At 68.7% G+C, this 16,573-nt stretch carries 17 protein-coding genes; 5 read left to right on the top strand and 12 right to left on the bottom strand.

Features of this window, described 5'->3' with window-relative positions:
- Window positions 1-95 precede the first annotated feature (95 nt).
- Window positions 96-731: a TetR/AcrR family transcriptional regulator gene (locus ACFVVM_RS31335; protein WP_387625689.1), complete on the top strand. Its 636-nt coding sequence runs from the start codon at window positions 96-98 to the stop codon at window positions 729-731.
- A 51-nt stretch (window positions 732-782) separates the two neighbouring features.
- On the opposite strand, the gene ACFVVM_RS31330 is transcribed toward ACFVVM_RS31335, so the two are convergent.
- From ACFVVM_RS31330 to ACFVVM_RS31300, 7 genes are all read right to left on the bottom strand, one after another.
- Complete coding sequence (locus tag ACFVVM_RS31330) at window positions 783-2,375, bottom strand: long-chain fatty acid--CoA ligase (RefSeq protein ID WP_387625687.1); 1,593 nt, start codon at window positions 2,373-2,375, stop codon at window positions 783-785.
- A 32-nt stretch (window positions 2,376-2,407) separates the two neighbouring features.
- Entirely contained in the window at window positions 2,408-3,754 is a 1,347-nt protein-coding gene (locus ACFVVM_RS31325) for an MFS transporter (protein ID WP_387625685.1), read from the bottom strand.
- Window positions 3,755-3,785: 31 nt separating this feature from the next.
- Complete coding sequence (locus tag ACFVVM_RS31320; protein WP_387625683.1) at window positions 3,786-4,967, bottom strand: acetyl-CoA C-acyltransferase; 1,182 nt, start codon at window positions 4,965-4,967, stop codon at window positions 3,786-3,788.
- Complete coding sequence (locus ACFVVM_RS31315; protein WP_387625681.1) at window positions 4,964-5,875, bottom strand: SDR family NAD(P)-dependent oxidoreductase; 912 nt, start codon at window positions 5,873-5,875, stop codon at window positions 4,964-4,966. The genes ACFVVM_RS31320 and ACFVVM_RS31315 overlap by 4 nt, the downstream gene beginning before the upstream one ends.
- An 83-nt stretch (window positions 5,876-5,958) precedes the next feature.
- A complete protein-coding gene (locus tag ACFVVM_RS31310; protein ID WP_387625844.1) occupies window positions 5,959-7,590 on the bottom strand; it encodes a carboxylesterase/lipase family protein in 1,632 nt (543 codons plus the stop codon).
- 392 nt (window positions 7,591-7,982) lie between these two features.
- The gene (locus tag ACFVVM_RS31305; RefSeq protein ID WP_387625679.1) at window positions 7,983-8,447 is read right to left on the bottom strand and encodes a hypothetical protein; all 465 of its coding nucleotides are present in this window, start codon (window positions 8,445-8,447) and stop codon (window positions 7,983-7,985) included.
- A 2-nt stretch (window positions 8,448-8,449) separates the two neighbouring features.
- Window positions 8,450-9,166, bottom strand: coding sequence for an SDR family oxidoreductase (locus tag ACFVVM_RS31300; RefSeq protein WP_387625677.1), 717 nt, complete (start codon window positions 9,164-9,166; stop codon window positions 8,450-8,452).
- Window positions 9,167-9,266: 100 nt separating this feature from the next.
- On the opposite strand from ACFVVM_RS31300, the gene ACFVVM_RS31295 reads away from it, so the two are divergent.
- Window positions 9,267-10,130 carry a helix-turn-helix transcriptional regulator gene (locus ACFVVM_RS31295; protein ID WP_387625675.1) on the top strand — a complete coding sequence of 288 codons (864 nt, stop codon included), beginning with the start codon at window positions 9,267-9,269 and terminating at the stop codon, window positions 10,128-10,130.
- An 11-nt stretch (window positions 10,131-10,141) separates the two neighbouring features.
- On the opposite strand, the gene ACFVVM_RS31290 is transcribed toward ACFVVM_RS31295, so the two are convergent.
- Window positions 10,142-10,759, bottom strand: coding sequence for a hypothetical protein (locus ACFVVM_RS31290; protein WP_387625673.1), 618 nt, complete (start codon window positions 10,757-10,759; stop codon window positions 10,142-10,144).
- 84 nt (window positions 10,760-10,843) lie between these two features.
- Here ACFVVM_RS31290 and ACFVVM_RS31285 point away from each other — a divergent pair, with 84 nt between their 5' ends.
- Window positions 10,844-11,422 carry a TetR/AcrR family transcriptional regulator gene (locus tag ACFVVM_RS31285; protein WP_387625671.1) on the top strand — a complete coding sequence of 193 codons (579 nt, stop codon included), beginning with the start codon at window positions 10,844-10,846 and terminating at the stop codon, window positions 11,420-11,422.
- 18 nt (window positions 11,423-11,440) lie between these two features.
- Here ACFVVM_RS31285 and ACFVVM_RS31280 read toward each other — a convergent pair whose 3' ends face one another.
- Together ACFVVM_RS31280 and ACFVVM_RS31275 are read right to left on the bottom strand one after the other, a co-directional pair.
- A complete protein-coding gene (locus ACFVVM_RS31280) occupies window positions 11,441-12,052 on the bottom strand; it encodes a Uma2 family endonuclease (RefSeq protein WP_387625669.1) in 612 nt (203 codons plus the stop codon).
- 159 nt (window positions 12,053-12,211) lie between these two features.
- A complete protein-coding gene (locus tag ACFVVM_RS31275) occupies window positions 12,212-13,273 on the bottom strand; it encodes an NAD(P)/FAD-dependent oxidoreductase (protein ID WP_387625667.1) in 1,062 nt (353 codons plus the stop codon).
- A gap of 82 nt (window positions 13,274-13,355) precedes the next feature.
- Between ACFVVM_RS31275 and ACFVVM_RS31270 the strand changes: the two genes are divergently transcribed.
- Complete coding sequence (locus tag ACFVVM_RS31270) at window positions 13,356-13,937, top strand: helix-turn-helix domain-containing protein (RefSeq protein ID WP_387625665.1); 582 nt, start codon at window positions 13,356-13,358, stop codon at window positions 13,935-13,937.
- A gap of 7 nt (window positions 13,938-13,944) precedes the next feature.
- Here ACFVVM_RS31270 and ACFVVM_RS31265 read toward each other — a convergent pair whose 3' ends face one another.
- Window positions 13,945-14,433, bottom strand: a complete 489-nt coding sequence (locus tag ACFVVM_RS31265; protein ID WP_387625663.1) for a hypothetical protein — start codon at window positions 14,431-14,433, stop codon at window positions 13,945-13,947.
- A 237-nt stretch (window positions 14,434-14,670) separates the two neighbouring features.
- Here ACFVVM_RS31265 and ACFVVM_RS31260 point away from each other — a divergent pair, with 237 nt between their 5' ends.
- Window positions 14,671-15,879, top strand: a complete 1,209-nt coding sequence (locus tag ACFVVM_RS31260) for a hypothetical protein (protein ID WP_387625661.1) — start codon at window positions 14,671-14,673, stop codon at window positions 15,877-15,879.
- A gap of 24 nt (window positions 15,880-15,903) precedes the next feature.
- Here ACFVVM_RS31260 and ACFVVM_RS31255 read toward each other — a convergent pair whose 3' ends face one another.
- Window positions 15,904-16,539, bottom strand: a complete 636-nt coding sequence (locus tag ACFVVM_RS31255; protein ID WP_387625659.1) for a TetR/AcrR family transcriptional regulator — start codon at window positions 16,537-16,539, stop codon at window positions 15,904-15,906.
- Window positions 16,540-16,573 lie beyond the last annotated feature (34 nt).

Genomic DNA, 16,573 nt, shown 5'->3' with positions numbered 1-16,573 from the left:
TACTCGATCGCCGGAGCGGGCTGTCGGGCGATCGCGGTACTACCAAGTAGTATGGCTAGCAGGGCCTCCACGAATGCCGACCGGAAGAAGGTGCGATGACCGCCGTTAGCGGGGACGAGGCGGAGATCATCAAGCGCCGCATCCTGGATGCCGCGGCCGAGGCGTTCATGAATCAGGGGTTCAGTACGACGACTGTCGACGACATCGCCGACAGTGTGGGGGCCACCAAAGGGCTCATCTACTACCACTTCCGGTCCAAGTTCGATCTCTTCCTCGCCGCGTACGAGCGAGGGATGCTGCAGGTGCGCAGCCAGGTGAAGCCGCTGGCGAGCATGCCGGGGACCGGTTTCGAGCGGCTGCTGGCGATGTCGACCCAGCACGTGGTGAATCTGATGAACGATCTCGCCTATCACCATGTGGTGCACCTGGGTGTGCGGGAGCAAGCGTCGGCGGCGCTCAAGCCGCGCCAGCGGGACGCGCTGGCGGCGCTCAACACCTTGCGCGCCGAGTACGAGGAGCTGTTTCTGCGGGTCGTCGAGGAGGGCATTGCCGACGGATCGATCCGCCAGGTCCGTGCGTCTCTCGCCACGCGAACACTGCTGAGCAGCCTCAACGCGGTCGACGTCTGGTTCCACCAGATCGAGGGGCAACCGGCGGAGGATCTGGAGAAGCTCGCCGCCGATGTCGTCGACATCGTCATCGGCGGATTGATGCCGAGTCCGGCGAAATGACATGCCGGCTCGGCTCGCCGACGCGGGGCCGTCGAGCCGAGCCGGGAAGCCCTAGGGCACCATGGCCGAGACCTGTTCCCGCAGCGCGATTTTGGCGAACTTGCCGGTCGCGGTCTTGGGTATCTCACCGATGATCAGGACGCGATCGGGTAGCCACCACTTGGCGACCCGCCCGCCGAGGTGCGCCCGCACCTCCTCGGCGGTGACCTCCGTCCCTGCCCGCGGGACCACACACGCGACCGGCCGCTCGCCCCAGGTGTCGTGCGGAACCGCGATGACCGCGGCTTCGGCGACCTCGGGCATGGCCATGATCTCGTTCTCCAGCTCGACCGAGGAGATCCATTCACCGCCGGATTTGATCAGATCCTTGGTGCGGTCGACGATCCGGACGACGCCGACCTCGTCGATGGTGGCGACGTCACCGGTACGCAGCCAGCCGTCCGCGGTGAAGGCCGAGGTATCGGCCGAGGCACCGAAATAGCCTGCGGCGATGGTCGGTCCGGCCACCTGGAGTTCGCCCCGGCTCGTCCCGTCGTGCGGTGCCCGCGTGCCGTCGTCGGCGATGAGGCGCACCGAGCACAGGGGCGTGGGCGGTCCGGGCGCGGCCAGGATCGCGAGCGTGTCGTCCGGCTCGCCCCCACTGGCGACGCGCGCGCTGCACACCAGCGGACTGGTTTCGGTCATCCCCCACGAGCTCGACACCGGCAGCCCGATCTCGGCGTGGATCTGCGCCGACAGCGACACCGGCAGTGCGCCACCGCCACTGACGATCTTGCGCAGCGCGCTCAGGTCCACGGTGTCGAGATGGGGCACGGCACCGCGCCAGATCGTCGTGACCGCGGCGGCGAGGGTCACCCGGTGGGTGCTCATCGCCTCGACGAGCCGGCCCGGTGCCATGAGCGAGCCGGGCAGGACCAGGTTCGCGCCCGACATCAGTGCCGCGTACGGCAATCCCCAGGCGTTGACGTGGAACATCGGCACGATCGGCATCACGGTGTCGTTCTCGCCGATACCGAAGGTGTCACTCATCAGCAGGGTCATGGCGTGCAGCACGATCGAACGGTGATCGTAGAGAACACCTTTGGGACGTCCGGTGGTGCCCGAGGTGTAGCAGAGCGCGGCCGCGGTGCGCTCGTCGGGGATCTCGAAGTCCGGCACGGAAGTCGCGGTGGCGAGCAGGGTTTCGTAGTCGTGGATCCGTGGGTCGTCGGGCAGCGGCACCGCGGCGCCGTCGTCCATCACGATGACGTGGCGGATGCTCGGACAGGTGCGTAGCAGCGGTCCGACGACGTCGAGCAGCGACCGGTCGACGAAGAGCACGTCGTCGGCGGCGTCGTCGACGATGTAGGCGATGTCGTCGGCGAACAGGCGATGGTTGATGGTGTGCAGCACCCGCCCCGAGCACGGGACGGCCATGTACAGCTCGAGGTGCCGCTGCGAGTTCCAGCCGAAGCTGCCCACCCGGGCGCCTGCGGGTACCTCGAGCTCGTCGAGAAGTCCGGCCAGCCGCCGGATTCGAGCGGCCACCTCGCGGTAGGGGGTGGTCGTCGGTCCGGTCGCCGCGGTGGTGGTGACGTGTTTGCGGCCGAACCGGGTCTCGATGCCGTCCATGAGCAGGGGCAGCGAGAGGGGTCGGTCTTGCATGAGGCCGTGCATGAGCGATTCCTTGGGTCGGGTCAGTGGACCGTCGAGGGGGCGGTCGGCGTTTCCTCGGCGCGCGTGGCGTCTTCCCGGCGGATGGCGCTGCCGAGCATCGGCGCGAGGGCGACGCCGACCAGCGAGGCGGCGATGACCACGTAGAACCCGGCGGCCGGGTTTCCGGTGGCGTCCTCGACGAGGCCGAAGGCGTAGGGGCCGATGAAGCCACCGATCAGGCCGATGGTGTTGATGAACGCGAGGCCGGCGGCCGCGATCAGGCCCGACATCCGGGCCATCGCCACCGACCAGAACAGCGGCAGCGTGCCGAACACGAAGATCATCGACACCGCGATGAGCACGATCTTGACGACCGGGCTCGACGCGAGCAGGAACGCCACCGAGGTGACCGCCGTTGCCCCGGCGAGGATCCCGATGAGCGCGACCTCGTTGTCGAAGCGGCGGTGCACGATCGGAATCAGGACGACACCGATGGTCGCGCCGATCCCGGCCACACCGGACAGCAGCCCGATGAGGAACGCGCCGTGGATGTCGAGGTCCTCGATGATCGAGGGGACATTGAAGACGATGCCGACATTGGTGATCTGGTTGAACATGTAGATCAGGGCCACGATCACGATGAACGGGCGACCGAACGCCTTGCGCATGTTGCCGCGGATCGTGGTCTCGTGATCACCGGCACCCGCCGCCGCCCGCGCCGAGAGCACCTCGGCTTCCTCGGCGGTCAGCCACTTCGCGTCCTGCGGGACCTCGGGCAGTTTGAACCAGACCAGGACACCGACGAGCATGGTGATCAGGCCTTCGATCAGGAACATCCACTGCCAGCCGTGCAGACCGAGCAGGCCGTCGAGTTCCATCAGCGCCCCGCCCATCGGGCTGCCGACGATCAGGGCCACCGTCGGCGCCAGGTAGATGAAGCCGACGACCGTGGCTCGGTCCTTCTGCGAGAACCACAGCGTGACGGTGTACATCAGCGCCGGATACAGACCGGCTTCGGCGATGCCGAGCAGGAATCGCAGGAGGTAGAACGACAGGTCGTTCTGCACGAACATCATCGCCGCCGACAGCGCACCCCAGGTCAACGCGATCCTGGTGATCCATCGGCGGGCGCCGACGCGGTGCATGATCAGGTTGCTCGGCACTTCGAAGAAGGCGTAGCTGAGGAAGAACAGGCCTGCGCCCAGGCCGAAGGCGGTGACGCTGATGCCGATGTCGGCCTGCAGGTTGGTCTTGGCCAGCGCGACATTGGTGCGGTCGATGTAGGCCATGAAGTAGGCGGCGCACATCACCGGCAGCAGCCTGAACATCACTTTGCGGGTGGCGCGCGCGTGGAACGCGTTCGACGCGAGATCCGATCCGATACTCATCGGGGGCCTTCCAGGAAAATCATCAGTGGATTCAGTAGATTTCGAACAGTCCGGCCGCGCCCATCCCGCCGCCGACGCACATCGTGATCACGGCGAAACGGGCGTCGCGCCGACGTCCTTCGAGCAGGGCGTGGCCGATCAGCCGGGCGCCAGACATCCCATAGGGATGGCCGATCGCGATGGCGCCGCCGTTGACATTGACCCGGTCCGGGTCGATGCCGAGCTCGTCGCGGCAGTACACCGCCTGCGCGGCGAAGGCCTCGTTGAGCTCCCACAGGTCGATGTCGTCGACCGTGAGCCCGTGCTTGCGCAGGAGCCGGGGAACGGCGGACACCGGGCCGATGCCCATCTCGTCGGGTTGGCAACCGGTCACCGTCATCCCCCGGTAGGACCCGAGGGGCGTGAGTCCGCGCCGGGCGGCGACGCCTGCCTCCATCACGACGAGCGCGGCCGCGCCGTCGGAGAGCTGGGAGGAATTGCCCGCGGTGACAGTGCCGTCCGCCAGTACCGGGCGCAGTCCGGCCAGGCCGTCGAGCGTGGTGGACGGGCGGTTGCCCTCGTCGGTCTCGAGGGTGAAGTCGACGGCGGTGACCTCACCGGTCTCGGCGTCGGTGACCAGCCGGGAACCGGAGAACGCGACGATCTCCTCGGCGAACAGTCCGTCCCGCTGTGCGGAGGCCACGCGTTGCTGCGACAACAGCGCGAACTCGTCCTGCCGCTCACGGCTGACGCCGTAGCGTTCGGCCACGACCTCCGCGGTCTCGAGCATCGGCATGTACGTGGCGGGCATCTTCAGCGCCAGCCACGGGTCACTCGTGCGATGAGTGTTCCGGTGCGCGTTCTGGACCAGCGAAATCGACTCGACTCCCCCGCCGATCACGATGTCCATGCCATCGGCGATGACCTGCTTGGCCGCGGTCGCGACGGCCATCAGGCCCGAAGCGCACTGCCGGTCGATCGACATTCCCGGCACCGACACCGCGAGACCGGCCCGCAGCGCCGCCTGCCGGGCGACGTTGAACCCCGTCGACCCTTCCTGCATCGCGCACCCGAACACCACGTCTTCGACCTCGGCGGCGTCGAGACCCGCGCGGTCGACCGCCGCGGTGATCGCGTGCGCAGCCAGCTGCTGACCGGAGGTGTCGTTGAACGCACCGCGATACGCCTTCCCGATCGGGGTGCGGGCGGTCGAGACGATGACGGCTTCCCTCACAGCGCCAGCCCGATCTCGGCGGAGGCGATCTCGGCGTAGCGCTTGGTCTGATCGAAGGCCGACGCGGTCGACACTTGTTCGCTCGTGTCACTGATCTCGGCCCATCGCGCCGCGACGGCCTCGGGCGAGCGTGCGTCCTCGGCGAGGTACACGCCCGCGGTCTCCTTCATGTGCGCGACGGCGAACACGCCCGCGCCGGCGGCGAGGATCGTCTTGGTCGGTGCCCGCTCACTGACCAGGAACACCGCGCCGGGGGCGATCGACTCCGGTGTGAGCAGACCGAGGATGTCCTCGTCGATCAGGCCGTCGGTCATCTGGGTCGCGGCGGTCGGCGCGAGCGCGTTGACCCGGATCCCCTTGCGCTCACCTTCGATCGCGAGCACGTTCATCAGACCGACCAGGGCGGACTTGGCCGCGCCGTAGTTGGCCTGACCGAAGTTGCCGTAGATGCCCGAGGCCGAGGTGGTCATCAGGATTCGTCCGTAGCCCTGGGCGACCATGTGCGGCCAGACCGCCTTCGTGCAGTGCACCGAACCCATCAGATGCACATCGAGCACCTGGCGGAATTCGTCCAGGGAGACCTTCGCGAACGACTTGTCCCGCAGGATCCCGGCATTGTTCACCAGGATGTCGATCCGTCCCCAGCGCTGCACGGTCGCGGCGACCAGCTGCTCGACACTGTCGAAGTCACCGACATCGCACAGGTACGCGAACGCCTCGCCGCCCGCGTCCTCGATCTCGGCCACCACCCGCGCGGCCGGGCTGTCGGCACCCACCACACCCCCGGTCGTCCCCACGTCGTTGACGACGACCTTGGCGCCGCGCGCGGCGAGCGCGAGGGCATGCGCCCGTCCGAGGCCGCCGCCCGCACCGGTGACGATCGCCACCCGATTATCGAACTCGATCACTTGAAATCCTCCTGACCAGCAATACTACCGAGTATCAGCATGGCGCAGATCACACATGCCTGTCAACCGGCAATGAATCCGGGCTACGGGTTGAAGGCGCCGGGGCGCACGGTCGCGCTGTCGTCCTCGGCGTCGAGGACCACGCTGCGCGGCCACTGGTCCCACCGCACACCGAGATCGGCGTGCTGGGGACTGCCGGTGCGCACGAACGCGGCGATGCTGTCGATCATGAGATCCGCCAGCTGGAGCCGACCGGGTTCGTTCCGCCGGCTGTAGGCGAACGTGAACAGGCCCTCGTCGAAGGTGTGGAACACGAACGGCAGATCCATGGCGTGCGCCGAGCCGTACACCACGTCGAACGGGGCGGGCTCCCGATCCCAGGCGAACTGGTAATAGAACAGGCGGTTGTTGCCCGCGGCGCGCAGCGAATCCATCGAGTCACGAACGATTCCGGTGAAGATGGCGTCGGTCAGTCCCTGCGCCGCCTCGTTCCACCCACCGGGACCGTCGACCGGGAGGAAGTCGTCGGCGATGAGGTCACTGACCGTCAGTTCCGACGGCTGGTCCGGGTCGAAGAAGTACTGCAGGGTGAAGCGGTCGTAATCGTTGGGCCGGTGCGCACCGATGACCGAGCCGAACAGCTTGCCCTCCTCGAGGGTGTTGCCCGCGAGGATGGGGATGTCGCGTGCGCTGCCCGCCTGGATCGCGGCGTGGTAGTCGACCGGCAGCACGGTGCCGTCCGGGATCACCGCCGGCGGATCGCCGACCACGGCGCCGCGCCGGATCTGAGCGCGAACGATGTCCTCGGCAGACATCGTGCGCAGCCGGCCGACGGCGTCGCCGCTGCCGGTGAACGCGCCGCCGGTCGCTTCGGCGAGAAACTCCTCGGCGTAGGTGCGCGCCTTCTCCGGCGCGGCGAACAGCAGGCCGCCGCTGAGCGGAATCGCTTTGTGCACCAGGCCCGCACTCAACGGCGAGACCAGCAGCGCCCACACATTCACCGCACCCGCGGACTCCCCCATCACCGTCACATTCGACGGGTCACCGCCGAATGCGGTGGCGTTGCGGTTCACGAAACGCAGCGCCTCGAGTTGATCCAAGGTGCCGAAGTTGCCGGAGTCGGCGATCGGATCACCGGTCTTGAGGCCGGGCAGATCGAGCCATCCGAACACACCGAGCCGGTAATTCACCGTCACCACAACGGCATTGGCCTCGCGCGCCAGCGCGCTGCCGTCGTACATGGGATCGGCCGAGTAGCCGACCACATTGCTGCCACCGTGGATGAACACGATGACCGGCAGATCGGCCGCCGCGTTCGACGGACGAAAGACGTTGAGCGTCAAGCAGTCCTCGGCCCCGACCGGTTGACCCAAGCCATCCCGGACGTCCAGCCCGTAATGCGGACCGCTCGGCGCCGGACTGAACATCCTGCCCTGCTGGACACAGCCGTCCCCATAGCTGGTCGTCTCGCGGACATCGGTCCACGGCCGATGGGTCACCGTTGGCTGCCAGCGCAGTTGCCCGACAGGCGGTTCCGCGTAGGGGATCCCCAACCAGGAGTGAGTTCCGGAATCCTGACTGCGGTCGATTCCCCGGACGGGCCCGAGGTCCGTAGTGCGCACGAGCGATGCGCCGGGCGGCTCCGCGGCCGTCACCCCGGTGGCGAGCCCCGCGGCGAGCACGCCGCCGAGAAGTGCGGCGACAAGGCGTTTCATGGCGATCACGCGGCCGCCACCCACCCGGTCGGCTTCGAAGCGAATGGTCTCCCGGCGACCCTGCCGGAGAAGTCGATGCGCATGTGGAAACTACCTTTCACCAGGGATACTACTGAGTATCATCAGTAAGCAGAATCACAATTTACATCACTCGCGCATCACAGGAGGGGCGATGGCACGAAATCTTCTGGCCTCGGACGTGCGTGCTCGACTACGGTTCGGGCCTCCAGAAGGAGGACCGATGAGCACCCCACCGCGCACCACGACCCTGTGGCGGCCGACCGGACCCGAGGAGCTGGCGCTGGTCGCCGCGACCGGGTGGCTGGCGTGGCCACCACGACTGCCCGATCAGCCGATCTTCTGTTCCCACCTGAGTCGAAGGTCGCCCGTGCTCAGTTCGGCTGGACCCAGCGGCGGAGGGCATCGATGGTGGTTTCCGGGGAAGTGTTGAAGCAGAACCGGATTCCGGGGGCGAGGTCGGTGGCGACGTTGATCAGGCGTTCGAACAGCAGGGTGTGTTCGGGGGCCATGCGGACGCCGGCGCCGATCATCGCCACGCGGAAGTTCGCGTGCGCGGCGCACTCGCGCAGGGTGGCCTCGGCGGCGTCGGGGTCGGCGGGGACCTGGCAGGAGACGATGTCGAAACCCGCGTCGCGGAGGGCGGATTCGCCCGCGGCGATGCGGGCGGTGAGGGTGGCCTCGTCGAGCCCGGGGTAGCGCGAGTAGTCGACGGCGCTCGGGTGCAGGCCGATCGAGAGCACGGTGTCCGGGTTCTGTTGTGCCACTGCGTCCTCCGTTGTCATCAGATAGGCGGCCCCGCCGAGTGCCAAGAGCAGGGCGGCGAGCACGGCGCTCACTTTCACCACGGTGCGGTGCCTGCGCGGTCGGCGAAGCCGCCGGTCGGTCCGTCGCGGTCGACCGTCGCCATGGCCACGATCGCGTCGGTGCCCTCGGCGAGGGTCTGGAAACCACTGTGCCCGTTGAGGTCGGTGGCGGTGTACCCGGGATCGACCGCGTTCACCTTCATCTCGGCGAGTTCGCTCGCGTACATGACGGTGAGCATGTTCAGCGCGGCCTTGGTGCTCGGGTAGCCGAGGGCGGGTGGCAGCAGGCCCGCCCATTTCGGGTCGGTGATCGTCGCGATCGAGCCGACTCCGCTGGAGACCATGACGATCCGCGGGTGGCCGGAGGTGCGCAGCAGCGGCAGGAAGGCGTTGGTCACCCGGACGGGTCCGAAGACGTTGGTCTCGAACACCTCGCGCAGGTCGCCGGGGCGGGTGCCGGACGGGGCGGTGCGCGGGCCACCGATGCCCGCGTTGTTGATCAGCACGTCGAGACGGCCGGTCGCGGTCCGCACCGTGTCGGCGGCCGCGGCCACGGAATCGTCGGAGGTCACGTCGAGTTCGACGAACCGCACGTCGAGCCCGTCGGCGACCAGGTCCGCCACCGCCGCCTCGCCCCGCGGGCGGTCGCGGGCCGCGAGGAACACCTGCCAGCCCTGGGCGGCGAGCCTGCGCACCGTTTCGCGACCGAGCCCCTTGTTCGCCCCGGTGACCAGGGCAATCGTCGTTGTCATAGGGCAAGAGTCCCGCCGCCCCGGCGCCACCTCCAGTGCCGCCGGGGCATAGGACTCGAGGTACCACCCCGGCTCGCGCGGGCTGCGGCACGATGGAGTGGTGGACAGAGCGGAATTGGCGACGGTCCTGCGCACCGCACGCTCCCGGATCACCCCCGCCGACGCGGGCCTGCCGAGCGGTTCACGCAGGCAGGTACCCGGGCTGCGGCGCGAGGAGGTGGCGAATCTGGCGGGCGTCAGCGTCGACTACATCGTGCGGCTCGAGCAGGGGCGCGGACCCAAGCCCTCCGAGCAGGTGCTCGGCGCGCTGACCAGGGCGTTGCGGCTCACCGATGTCGACCGCGATCTGGTGTACCGCCTGGCCGGATCCGAGCCACCGCAGGCGGGCCGCATCCCGATGCTGATCCGCCCCAGCGTGCTGCGGCTGCTGGACCGGCTGGCCGATCTGCCCGTCCTGGTCCTGTCCGCCAAATCCGATGTCCTGGCCTGGAATCCATTGTCGGCGGCACTGTTCGGTGACTACTCCGCGATCCCGCCCCGCGAGCGCAACATCATGTGGCAGCGTTTCCTCGGCTCCGGTACGGGTCGCATCGTCATGACGCCGGAGGAGGCCGACGACAATGCCGCGGCCTGTGTGGGCTGCGTGCGCGCGGTCAAGGCCGCCTACCCAGACGACCCCGATCTGACCCGGCTGCTCACCGAACTCCGCACCGGCAGCGCGGAATTCGAGGCGCACTGGCAGGCGGGCCGGTCCAGTGCCATGTACAGCCTCACCAAGACCATCGCCCATCCGCACCTGGGCACGCTCACCCTCGACTGCGATGCCATGCACGTGCCCGACACCGACCAGACCGTCATCATCTACTCCGCGGCGCCCAGCACCCCGACCGCCTCGGCGCTCGATCTGCTCCGCGTCACCGGCCTCGAATCCTTCGACAGCACAGCCTTTTCCCGCGAGAACTGACGGGCGGAAGTTCAGGCCCCTGTTCGATCACCCGCGATCGCCGCGCGGATCGACGACACCGCGGTACCGGGATCGTCGGCCCAGAACGCGACGGCCGACACCGTGTGGTCACCGTGCGGGGTGGTGAAAGCTCGGGGCTCGATGAGCTCGACGCGCACATTGGTCGAACTGCCGACCACGACGGCCGCGGTCTTGCCGTCGACGCCGCTGAGCTGCACCGACTTTCCGCCGTCGTAGGCACGCAGCTCGTGGCGCACCGCGCGGACATCGGTCAGCGCGATGTCGAGCCGGGTCCGGCGCAGGTGGCGCACTCGGAGGCACTCCCGGGTGAGCACGTGCGGGTACACGTGGTGCGCGGCGATCATGCCGAGCATCCACAGCACTCCCCACACGCCGAGCACCAGCGCGACCAGCCGCACCGGCGCCCACGGGATCAGGAAGTGCACGGCCGGGATCTCGATGGCACTGACCACCAGAAATGCCCACAGCACAGCGGATTCCGCGCCCGCGTAGCGGATCGGCGTGCCACCGTCGGTGTCGGGTCTTCGGGTGATCGCCCGCGCGAGGCTCACCCAGATGTCGATTTCGAGCCGGACGAATCCCCGTCCGAGCCGCATGATCGGGCGCATCGAACCCTCCTTCACAATACAAATGCATTGTAAAGAGCGGCGACCCGCTATGGCAATACGAACGCATCGTGAAAAGATGGGCGGATGCCGAAGCGGGTGGACCACGAGTCTCGACGGGCGACGATCAGCGACGCGGTGATGCGACTACTCGCCCGCGACGGACTGGAAGCCATCAGCCTGCGCCACGTCGCCGCCGAAGCGGGCGTTTCCGCGGGTCAGGTCCAGCACTACTTCCCCAGCAAGGAAGCGATGATGGAGTACGCGGCGGGTGCCATCGCCGATCGGATCGCTGCCCGCATCGCCACCGCGGGCCCCGACCCCGACCTGCACCAGATCCTGACCGCCCTGCTCCCCACCGACGCCGACTCGGCCACCGACACCCGCAGCCTGATCGGCTACCTGGCTTTCGCCTCGGTCCGCCCGCAGATCGCCGACACCCTGGCCACCAACGGCCGCGGTTTCCGCGACCACATCGCCGGCATGATCGCCGCCCACCCCGACCCGACCACCGCCGCCGACACCCTGCTGGCGCTACTCGACGGCCTGGCCCTGCACGTCACCGTCGGCCAACTCCCCGCCGCCCGGGCCCGCGCCCACCTGACCGCCGCGATCGACGGTGTCCTCGCCGAAGCGGAAGCCGCGCAACGTCATCGGCAGCCGTAGCCGGTCCGAGCCGCGGCGTCAGCTCGCCGAGCCCTTCGGATCGATCGCGCGATCGAGATCCAGATCGAGGGCGAAGGGCAGGTCGACCTTCATGCGACCGTGGTGAATACCGGCGGTCGAGTACTTTCCGGTCGCCGGATCGAGTTGGTAGGTGTAGAGGACGGCGCGACCGTCGACATTCTCGACGCGCCAGAAGTGTGGGATGCCGGCCTCGGCGTAGAGCTGGGGTTTGCGGTGGCGGTCGCGTACGACGGAATCGGGTGAGACGACCTCGATCGCGAGCAGGACATCGCCGGGCTGATACGTGGTCTGGTCCAAGCCGAGCACGCCCGCCGCATCGACCACCATCACATCGGGTTCCGGGCGTTGCCGCGGACCCAACGTCACCGTCATCTCCCGAGCGACCTCATAGCCTTCCGGAACCTGACGCATGAGCTGCAGGTGCAGGAAGGTGACGACGAACAGATGGAACCTCATCTGCGGACTCACGAAAACCAAGCTCCCGTCGATCAACTGAGTGTGCGGCGGCAGTTCACTCAGATGGTCCAGGTCCTCGGCGAAATATCCCCCCGGTGGCGGTACCGGCCAGCCCAGCGGGCTTCCCCCCGGTGGTATCGGTTCCGCTGTCATCGGTTCCTCGCTCGTCGTACGGCGATCATCTGACATCGCCAAGTATGGCACATCGAGAACCTGCCCTGGCGGGCATCGGCGCTGATCAGACGCAGTACCGCAGCCGGTCCGCCGGGCCGGGAAGGCACTGCGGACCGGCCACTGCCCCGGGCCGGACGGTCAGGACACGACGCCCGCCGGGAACGCGGTGCGACGGGCGGCCACGGCGTCGACGGTTTCCGCCATCACCAGTTCGGCGTTGATCTGAGCACCCGCCATCGCGCCCGCCGCCGCAGCCGCGCCGACCTGGGCGGTGGGCTCGGTGACATTGCCCGCGACCCACACGCCGGGGACGGCGGTGCGGCCGACCGGGTCGGCCGGGATGTGGTCGCCGATGCCCGAGGCGTGCGGTTGGGGTGGGAGTCCGAGGTCGGTGAGGAACGTGGCGCGGATGCTCGAGCGAGGTGCCACCACCAGGGCGTCGCGGTCGATGGTCGTGCCGTCGGCCAGGCGGACGCCGGTGAGGCGGGCGGCGGTGGACGTGACCTCCACGACCTCGCCGTCGACGATCCGAACCCCGCGGGCGACAAGCTTTTCGGTGTCCTCGGCGCCCAGCGCGGGCGCGGTGTGGGCCAGGAACACCACATCGTCGCTGAGCTGGGTGAACAGCAGTGCCTGGTGCACCGACATCGGCCCGCTCGCCAGCACGGCGATGCGCCGATCGCGCACCTCCCAGCCGTGACAGTAGGGGCAGTGCAGCACATCGTGTCCCCAGTGCTCGCGCAGTCCGGGGATCTCGGGGAGTACATCGGTGATACCGGTGGTGACGAGAACGCGCCGGGCCAGCACAGTGCGGCCGTCAGCGAGGCGCACCCGGAACCCGTACCGACGCGCCGAATCGGCCCCGCCCAGACCGATCGGATCACCGAGATCCGCGCCGACCGGGCCACCGGACACCGCCGCGCCACCCTCGTCGATCCGATCGACCGCCACGACCTCGCCGGTCACCACATGCCCGCCGTACCCGCGCACCTCCGCGCGCCCCTGCTCGACCAGTTCCGCGGGCGGCGTCCCATCGCGCGCCAGCAGTCCGTGCACCCCGTCGGCGGGGGCGTTGCGCGGGGAGCCCGCGTCGATCACGGCGACCGATCGCCGGGATCTGACCAGCATGAGCGCCGCGCTCAACCCGGCCGCCCCGCCGCCGAGCACCACCACGTCGTACCTGTCGTTCAACTCAGTCATCTCGACCTCCTTCGAAAGACCACGGTGCACGCGAACCCAGCAAACCGGCAAGCAAAATTGCTGTTATGGCAAACTGGCCGACATGGACGACCTCGACGCGACCCTGGACTCGGTCGGACCGCGCCTGCGCGCCCTGCGCAGACAACGCCAGACCACCCTGGCCGACCTGTCGACGGAGACCGGCATCTCGGTCAGCACCCTCTCGCGCCTCGAATCGGGTGACCGCAAACCCACCCTCGAATTGCTGCTCCCGCTGGCCAAGGCACACGGCGTCACCCTCGACGAGCTGGTCGACGCCCCGCCCACCGGCGATCCCCGCATCCACCTGCGCCCGGTCACCCGCAACGGCCTTACCATGCTCCCGCTCACCAAACGCGCGGGCGGTATCCAGGCGTTCAAGATGATCATCGCGCCCGGCGCGCGCAACCGGCCCGATCCGCAGGTGCACGAGGGCTACGAATGGCTCTACGTCCTCAACGGCCGGTTGCGTCTAATCCTCGGCAGCAACGACATCGTCCTCACCGCGGGCGAGGCCGCCGAATTCGACACCCACGTCCCGCATTGGTTCGGCGCCGTCGACGACCAGCCCGTCGAACTCCTCAGCCTCTTCGGCAAGCAGGGCGAGCGCGCTCATCTGCGCGCCCGCCCGAAGCGAACCGACTGAGGCGGGATCAGCCGAGGGTGAAGTTCGCGCGCCCGGAGATGTGCTCCAATTCCTGATGCTGGGGCAGGGTTTCGTCGGTGGTCACGATCCACGCCTCGACCCGGCCCGCACCGGGACCCATGCCCATTCCGGTGATCACACCGTCCGGCGCGTGCTGGAGCTCGCCGTTCACGACCCGGTGCGCCTGACTGAGGGTTCGGCCGGTGTCCAGGTTCCGCCAGTGCACGGCGACCATGTAGGTCTGGCAGAAGTCCCCGGTCTGGGTGATCTTCACCTTGACGCCGAACTCACCGGACTTCGGCTGCGGAACGGTCCACGCGTGGATGATGGCCGCGCAGTTGGCGCCGGGGGTCAGGCTGACCGCGGGCGTGAACTGGACCGTGGGATCGGAGGGCAGCGCCGTGGCGGGGCCGGAGAACCCGATCAGCGCGGCCGTGGCGGCCATGGTGGCGATCCCCGCGCGACGCAGCGAGGACTTGCGAACAGTGCTCTTCATCAGACTCATGCCTGGTAATTCGCGCCGCCCCCCAAGGTCGTTAGCGACCGTAATGGTCTCAATTCGGCATACGAAATATCAAGTCGCACAACAGATTTCGATGATCGCAAGATCACCACGGACTGTTAACACAGCCGCGGTATCGATCCCGCAACGCGCCCGGCGCGCCGAGGTCGCCGCGATCACCGCCGACGGTCGTATCCTGGGCCGATCCAGCACTGCCACCGAGGAGGGCAGATGGTCGCAGAGCAGTCCCCACGCGCGAGCCGGGCGCGATTCGTGGCGGCGATCCTGCTGCTGGTGCTCACCGGCGTCCTCGTGCTCGGCACGGTCGCGGCCCGCTACGTCCGCTCGGAGCTGCTCGACACCGAGCGCTATGTCGCGACCGTGGCCCCGCTGGCCACCGATCCCACCGTCCAGGACGCCATCACCGACCGCGTCACCGCCGCGATCATGGCCCAGCTCGATGTCGCGGGCCTGACCACCGACCTCGCCGACACCCTCGCCGAGGACCGGGCCGACAACGCCTCGCCGCGCGTGCGGGCCGCGCTGGCCAGCCTGCCGGTCCTGCTCACCGCGCAGACCGAGGACCTGGTGCGCGAGACCACCGAATCGGTGGTGCGCGGCGACCGATTCGCCCAGCTGTGGACCACCGCCAACCGGGCCGCGCACACCGCCGTGTCCGGCGTGCTCACCGGCTCCGGCCCACTCGAGGTCGACGCCGAGGGCACCGTCCGGGTCCCGCTCGACCAGGTGGCGGCCGAGGTCCGCACCCGGCTGCACGATCGCGGCTTCACCCTCGCCGACGAAATACCCACGCCCCGCGTGGAACTCGTCGTCTTCGAGGACCCGCGCATCGCGCAGGCCCAGCGGCTCACCCGCGTACTCGACCGCGCCGACGACCTGCTCCCACTGGCCGCGCTGCTCACCGCCACCGCCGCGATCGCCATCGCCCCGGCGACCAGACGACGCCAGGCCATCGCACTGCTGGGCGCCGTCCTGCTCGGCACCATGACCCTGCTCGCGCTGGCGATCGCCTTCGGCCGTCACCGCTATCTGGACGCGGTCCCACTCGACCCGGCGGTCGCGCGCACCCTCTTCGACACCCTCGTCGACCCCCTGCGCGTCGGACTGCGCGCGGTCGCCGTGCTCGGGCTCGTGCTCACCCTCGGCGCGATTCTGGCCGGTCCGTCACGACTGGCCACGGCCCTGCGTTCGGGCGCCGCGACCGCGCTCGGCCACGTCGGCCCGGATTCGGCGGGTTCGGTCTCGCGCGCCGTCGACCGCAATGCGCGGGCGCTGAGCTGGGGCGTGCTGCTGGTCGCGGCCCTGACCCTCGTGTTCTGGTCCGCGCCGACGCCGATCGTCGTCGTGGTCGTCGCGGGAGTCGCGGTGGTGGCGCTGCTGGCGATCCAGGCGGTGGCCCGGCCCGCGCGCGTCCGCTGAACCCGGCAGCGGAGACAGTCTCGATCAGCCCCGCAGCGCCGCGATCAGCGCCGGACTCAGTGCGAGCGCGGGCAGGGATTCGACCAGCAGATCGACCAGATCCTCCCGCCCGATCGGCTTCTCGACCATCCAGGTGAGAATCGTTTCCTCCACGAACGCGATCCAGCCGCGGATGGCGAGGGTGAGCCGCGCGAGATCGGGATCCTCCGGCGGCAGCGGCAGCTCGCTGACGATGAGATCGGCGATGGCGCCGCGGGTTTCGTTGACATAGTCGGCCATGTCGGGGGTGACGCTGGCCGGCCCGCGCAGCACGGAGCGGTAGGACGCGGAGTGCTCGGTGGCGTAGTCGACGAATCGTTCGATCGAATCGCGCAGCATGTCGAACAGCGACAGCTCGCGATTGGGCATGATCGCGGTGAAGAACTCGGTGCTCACGTGCCGCGCGATCGCCTCGTGGAACTCCTGTTTGGAGGCGAAGTAGTGGAAGAGCAGACCGCGCGAGATACCGGCCTGCTTGGCGATGTCGTCGACCGAGACGTCCTCGAGCGACCGATCGGCCAGCATCTCCGCGCCGAGGGTGATCAGCTGCAGCCGACGCTCCTCGGGACTGAGCCGGACACGCTTGGTCCCTGCTGAACTCCTGATACTCACGTCAGCCATCCTAGCCACTACTGAGTCTGGTTCAATAACTGTT

Source organism: Nocardia sp. NPDC058176 (assembly GCF_042883805.1).
GTDB lineage: Bacteria > Actinomycetota > Actinomycetes > Mycobacteriales > Mycobacteriaceae > Nocardia.
The sequence above is the reverse complement of the archived record's forward strand: the minus strand, read 5'-3'. Positions and strand labels throughout refer to the sequence as shown.

Excerpts from the sequence above, each read along its gene's own strand:
- ACFVVM_RS31335 (WP_387625689.1), top strand. The coding sequence starts at position 96 with ATGACCGCCGTTAGCGGGGACGAGGCGGAGATCATCAAGCGCCGCATC.
- ACFVVM_RS31330 (WP_387625687.1), bottom strand. The coding sequence starts at position 2,375 with ATGCAAGACCGACCCCTCTCGCTGCCCCTGCTCATGGACGGCATCGAG.
- ACFVVM_RS31325 (WP_387625685.1), bottom strand. The coding sequence starts at position 3,754 with ATGAGTATCGGATCGGATCTCGCGTCGAACGCGTTCCACGCGCGCGCC.
- ACFVVM_RS31310 (WP_387625844.1), bottom strand. The coding sequence starts at position 7,590 with ATGAAACGCCTTGTCGCCGCACTTCTCGGCGGCGTGCTCGCCGCGGGG.
- ACFVVM_RS31300 (WP_387625677.1), bottom strand. The coding sequence starts at position 9,166 with ATGACAACGACGATTGCCCTGGTCACCGGGGCGAACAAGGGGCTCGGT.
- ACFVVM_RS31290 (WP_387625673.1), bottom strand. The coding sequence starts at position 10,759 with ATGCGCCCGATCATGCGGCTCGGACGGGGATTCGTCCGGCTCGAAATC.
- ACFVVM_RS31285 (WP_387625671.1), top strand. The coding sequence starts at position 10,844 with ATGCCGAAGCGGGTGGACCACGAGTCTCGACGGGCGACGATCAGCGAC.
- ACFVVM_RS31280 (WP_387625669.1), bottom strand. The coding sequence starts at position 12,052 with ATGACAGCGGAACCGATACCACCGGGGGGAAGCCCGCTGGGCTGGCCG.
- ACFVVM_RS31275 (WP_387625667.1), bottom strand. The coding sequence starts at position 13,273 with ATGACTGAGTTGAACGACAGGTACGACGTGGTGGTGCTCGGCGGCGGG.
- ACFVVM_RS31270 (WP_387625665.1), top strand. The coding sequence starts at position 13,356 with ATGGACGACCTCGACGCGACCCTGGACTCGGTCGGACCGCGCCTGCGC.
- ACFVVM_RS31265 (WP_387625663.1), bottom strand. The coding sequence starts at position 14,433 with ATGAAGAGCACTGTTCGCAAGTCCTCGCTGCGTCGCGCGGGGATCGCC.
- ACFVVM_RS31260 (WP_387625661.1), top strand. The coding sequence starts at position 14,671 with ATGGTCGCAGAGCAGTCCCCACGCGCGAGCCGGGCGCGATTCGTGGCG.
- ACFVVM_RS31255 (WP_387625659.1), bottom strand. The coding sequence starts at position 16,539 with ATGGCTGACGTGAGTATCAGGAGTTCAGCAGGGACCAAGCGTGTCCGG.